Source organism: Nonomuraea sp. MG754425, from assembly GCF_021699195.1.
In the GTDB taxonomy this organism is placed as follows: Bacteria; Actinomycetota; Actinomycetes; order Streptosporangiales; family Streptosporangiaceae; genus Nonomuraea.
Genome location: NZ_SSXE01000340.1, coordinates 1 through 5236 on the forward strand (window position 1 = coordinate 1; position 5236 = coordinate 5236).

The 5236-nt window shown below is 75.0% G+C and carries 1 protein-coding gene, 2 pseudogenes and 1 riboswitch; of the genes and pseudogenes, 2 read left to right on the plus strand and 1 reads right to left on the minus strand.

Annotated elements, in window-relative coordinates; translation table 11 throughout:
* A pseudogene (locus tag FAF44_RS51915) lies at positions 1 to 709 on the plus strand (cobyrinic acid a,c-diamide synthase); the annotation flags it as partial.
* Here FAF44_RS51915 and cobN read toward each other — a convergent pair.
* Positions 664 to 4266, minus strand: coding sequence for a cobaltochelatase subunit CobN (gene cobN / locus FAF44_RS51920; protein WP_237110901.1), 3603 nt, complete (start codon positions 4264 to 4266; stop codon positions 664 to 666). The pseudogene FAF44_RS51915 and the gene cobN sit on opposite strands and share 46 nt — an antisense overlap.
* 30 nt (positions 4267 to 4296) lie before the next feature.
* Positions 4297 to 4500, minus strand: a riboswitch (cobalamin riboswitch).
* Positions 4501 to 4576: 76 nt separating this feature from the next.
* On the opposite strand from cobN, the pseudogene FAF44_RS51925 reads away from it, so the two are divergent.
* Positions 4577 to 5236, plus strand: a pseudogene (locus FAF44_RS51925) (precorrin-3B synthase); the annotation flags it as partial.

Below are 5236 nucleotides of genomic sequence, written 5' to 3' on the forward strand. Positions count from 1 at the left end.
CTCCCCCACCAATCCCCTCCCCTTCGCGAACACGACCGGTCCCAGGCATCCGGCCGACCTCGCGGCTTCGGCGGGCCGTGGGGCCGGGGCGGGGCGGCCGGTGGTGGCGGGCGCGGGCGGCGCGGCGTTCACGTTCGGCTACGCCGAGCACGTCGAGCTGCTGCGGGCGGCCGGCGCGGACGTCGTGACCTTCGACCCGCTGCGCGACGAACGCCTGCCCGACGCCACCGGCGCGCTCGTGATCGGCGGCGGCTTCCCCGAGGTGTACGCCGCCGAACTGGCCGCCAACCAACCCCTGCGCGAACAGGTGGCGTCCTTCCGGGGCCCGATCGCGGCCGAGTGCGCGGGCCTGCTGTACCTGTGCGCGGAACTCGACGGGCGGCCGATGTGCGGGCGCGTTCCGGGCCGGGCCGCGATGACGTCCCGGCTGACGCTCGGTTACCGGGAGGCCGTCGCGCTCGGCCGCTCGCCGCTGACCAGGCCGGGCGAACGCTACCGGGGCCACGAGTTCCACCGCACCGCCGTGGCGTACCCGGCCGGGCCGGGCGCGGCCGGGTACGCGGGGCCGCTGTTCCGCTGGGAGGGCGGCGCCGACGGCTACGGCGACGCCCTCGTGACGGCCTCCTACCTGCACCTGCACTGGGCGGGCCGGCCGGAGGCGGCTCAGCGGCTGGTGTCGTCCTCCAGGTCGCCCTCGGTCCTGAGGTAGACCTCCTGAAGTTCCCGCAGCACGCCGGGGTCCGGGTGCGCCCACATGCCGCGCTCGGCGGCCTCGAGGAGACGCTCGGCGATGCCGTGCAGGGCCCACGGGTTCGACTCGGACATGAACGCCTGGTTCTCCGGGTCGAGCACGTACGTCTCGGTGAGCTTGTCGTACATCCAGTCGGCGACCACCCCGGTGGTGGCGTCGTAGCCGAACAGGTAGTCCACGGTGGCGGCCAGCTCGAAGGCGCCCTTGTAGCCGTGCCGCCGCATCGCGGCCAGCCAGCGCGGGTTGACGACCCGGGCGCGGAAGACGCGCGCCGTCTCCTCCGAGAGCGTCCGGGTGCGCACGGCGTCGGGCCTGGTGCTGTCGCCGACGTACGCGGCCGGGGCCCTGCCGGTGAGCGCGCGGACCGTGGCGACCATGCCGCCGTGGTACTGGAAGTAGTCGTCGGAGTCGGCGATGTCGTGCTCGGCGCTGTCGACGTTCTTGGCGGCCACGGCGATGCGGCGGTAGGCGTCCTCCATCTGCGGGCGGGCGGCCACGCCGTCGAGGTCGCGGCCGTAGGCGAAGCCGCCCCACACCGCGTACACCTCGGCCAGGTCGGCGTCGTCGCGCCAGTTGCGGCTGTCGATCAGCGGCAGCAGCCCCGCCCCGTACGCGCCGGGCGCGGAGCCGAAGACGCGCATCGTGGCCTGCCGCTCGTCCCCGGCGGATTCGGCGACGTGGGCGCGCACGTAGTTGTGCTCGTGCGGCTCGTCCAGGCTCGCGACCAGGCGTACGGCGTCGTCGAGCATGGCCACCACGTGCGGGAAGGCGTCCCGGAAGAAGCCGCTGATGCGGACCGTGACGTCGATCCTGGGCCGGGCCAGCTCGGCGAGCGGGATCGGCTCCAGGCGGGTGACGCGGCGGGAGGCCTCGTCCCACTCGGGACGCACACCGAGCAGCGCGAGCACCTCGGCCACGTCGTCGCCCGCCGTGCGCATGGCGCTGGTGCCCCACACGGACAGGCCCACGGAGCGCGGCCACTCCCCCGTGTCGGCGCGGTAGCGCTCCAGCAGCGACTCGGCCATCGCCTGCCCGGTCTCCCAGGCGAGCCTGCTGGGCACCGCGCGCGGATCGACCGAGTAGAAGTTGCGGCCCGTCGGCAGCACGTTGACCAGGCCGCGCAGCGGCGAGCCGCTGGGCCCGGCCGGGACGTACCCGCCGTCGAGGGCGTGCAGGACGTGGTCGAGCTCATCGGTGGTGCGGGCCAGCCGGGGGACCATCTCGGTGGCGGCGAAGACGAGGACGCGCGTCACGAGCCCGAGATCGCCGGACGTCCCCTCGGATGCGAGGACGGCGCGGGCGACCTCGGGAGCCGACTCGGGCGTCCAGCCGCGCTCCTCCATCCCTGCCACCAGGGCGCGGGCGAGCGCCTCGGCCCGGTCCACCTCGGCCAGCCCGGCCGTGCCGTCCTCGGCCAGGCCGAGCGCCTCGCGCAGGCCGGGCAGCGTCTCGCGACCGGCCCAGAGCTGCCGCGCCCGCAGCATGGCCAGCACCAGGTCGATGCGCACCTGACCGGCCGGGGCCTGCCCGAGCACGTGCAGGCCGTCGCGGATCTGCGCGTCCTTCACCTCGCACAGCCACCCGTCCACGTGCAGCAGGAAGTCGTCGAACTCGGTGTCGTGCGGCCGGTCGGCGAGGCCGAGGTCGTGGTCGAGCCGGGCCGCCTGGATGAGCGTCCAGATCTGCGCCCGGATCGCGGGCAGCTTGGCCGGGTCCATGGCGGCGATCGTGGCGTGCTCGTCGAGGAGTTGCTCCAGCCGGGCGATGTCGCCGTACGTGTCCGCGCGGGCCATCGGCGGCACCAGGTGGTCCACCAGCACGGCGTGCGCCCGCCGCTTGGCCTGGGTGCCCTCGCCCGGGTCGTTGACCAGGAACGGGTAGACCAGCGGCAGGTCGCCGATCGCCGCGTCGGTGGCGCACGCGGCGGACATGCCCGCCGACTTGCCGGGCAGCCACTCCAGGTTGCCGTGCTTGCCCACGTGCACCATCGCGTGCGCGCCGAACTCGTCCGACAGCCAGCGGTAGGCGGCCAGGTAGTGGTGGCTGGGCGGCAGTTCGGGGTCGTGGTAGACGGCGATCGGGTTCTCGCCGAAGCCGCGCGGCGGCTGCACCATGACGACCAGGTTCCCGGCGCGCAGCGCGGCGAGCACGATGTCGCCCTCGTGCACGAACAGCTCGCCGGGCGGCGGGCCCCAGTGCCGTTCCATCCCGTCCCGCAGGCCCTGCGGCAGCGTGCGGAACCAGCGCTCGTACGACGCGGCGGAGATCCGCACCGGGTTGCCCGCCAGGTGCTCCTCGGTCAGCCAGTCCGGGTCCTGGCCGCCGGCGGCGATCAGCGCGTGGATGAGCGCGTCGCCGTCCTGCTCGGCCACCCCGGGGAAGCCCTCGCCCAGGTCGTAGCCCGCCTCGGCGAGCCTGGCCAGCAGTCGTACGGTGCTGGCCGGGGTGTCCAGGCCGACCGCGTTGCCGATCCTGGAGTGCTTGGTCGGGTACGCCGACAACATCACGACCAGCCGCCGCTCGGCGGGCGGGACGTGGCGCAGCAGGCCGTGCCGCACCGCGATCCCGGCGACCCGGGCGGCCCGCTCGGGGTCGGCGGCGTAGACGGTCAGCCCGTCCTCGTCGATCTCCTTGAACGAGAACGGCACCGTGATGATCCGCCCGTCGAACTCGGGGATCGCCACCTGGGAGGCGGCGTCCAGCGGGGACAGGCCGTCGTCGTTCTCCTCCCACGCCTGCTTGCCGGTGGTCAGGCAGAGCCCCTGCAGGATCGGCACGTCGAGCGCGGCCAGTGCGCCGACGTCCCACGCCTCGTCGTCGCCGCCCGCGGAGGCGGTGGCGGGGCGCGCGCCGCCGGCCGCGAGCACCGTCACGACCAGCGCGTCCGCTTCGCGCAGGGCGTCGAGCAGGCCGGGCTCGGCGGTGCGCAGGGACGAGCAGAAGATCGGCAGCGCCCGGCCGCCCGCGTCCTCGACGGCCGCGCAGAGCGCCTCGACGAACGCGGTGTTGCCCGCCAGGTGGTGCGCCCGGTAGTAGAGCACGCCCACCACGGGCCCGCGCTGCGACCGGGACGTGCGCTCCAGCCGTCCCCACGACGGCGTCGGCGCGGGCGGGGCGAAGCCGTGCCCGGTCAGCAGCACGGTGTCCGACAGGAAGGCGTGCAGTTCGGCCAGGTTCGCGGGCCCGCCGTGCGCGAGGTAGGCGTGCGCCTCGGCGCAGACGCCGCCGCTCACCGTGGACAGTTCCATCAGTTCGGCGTCCGGCGCCTGCTCGCCGCCCAGCACCACCACCGGCCGGGGGCCGCTCAGCAGCGCGTCGAGCCCCTCCTCCCAGGCGCGCCGCCCGCCGAGCAGGCGCACCACGACCAGGTCCGTGCCGTCCAGCAGCTCGGTCAGGTCGTCGGGGGCCAGCCTGGCGGGGTTGCCCAGCCGGTACGGGACGGCGGCGGCGCGGGCGCTCAGCAGGTCGGTGTCTGAGGTGGAGAGCAGCAGGACGGTACGGCTGTCGCCGGGCACGGCACATTCCTCCCTCGGGGTCCTCGCCCCGGTCGCGGGTGACGCGACGGCAGGAGTCTCCTGGCTCCCGGATCAGTGCTCACCCCGGCCTTCCCACCCGTCGCCGGGCAGTGGCCTGTGGTGGGGTTCGCTCCCCGGTCACAGTGGCGGGACCGCGCCGGATTCGCACCGGCTTCCTCCCATTGCCATCGTCTACGAGGAGACTACGGCAAGACCGGCCTCCACCAGAACTGGCGTTACCATCCTCTCCGTGTCCATAGCCGACTTTCCTGGACGGAACCATCCTGACGCCTGTCCGGGGGCACTACAGGTGCACGAAGCCGCCGACGGCCCGCTGGCCAGGGTGCGCCTGCCCGGGGGCGTGGTGTCCGCCGGTCAGCTCCGCGAGCTCGCGGCCTGCGCCGAGGAGTTCGGGTCGGGGGTGATCGAGCTCACCTCGCGGGCGAACGTCCAGGTGCGCGGGCTGCGCTCGCCCGCCGCCTTCGCCGCGCGGATCGCCGCCGTGGGCCTGCTGCCGTCCGCCGCGCACGAGCGGGTGCGCAACATCGTCGCCTCGCCGCTGAGCGGGCGCGGCCCGGCCGGGTCGTCGGACGTGCTCGCGCTGGTGCGGTCCCTCGACCGGACGCTGTGCGCCCGGCCCCGGCTGGCCGAACTGCCGGGACGCTTCCTGTTCGCCCTGGACGACGGCTCGGGGGACGTGCTCGGGCTCGGGGCGGACGTCACGTACGGCGACGGGCGGCTGCTGCTCGCGAGCCGGGACATCGGCGCGGCCGTCGAGCCGCGGGCCGCGGTGCCGCTCATGATCGCCGCCGCCGAGGCGTTCCTCGACGAACGCCCGGACGACGCCCCCCACGCCTGGCGCATCCACGAACTCGACGACGGCCCCGCCCGCATCGCCGCCCGCCTCCTCGGCGACACCGCGCCCGCGAACGCCCCGACCCACGACACGGCGACACGAGACGCCCCGGAC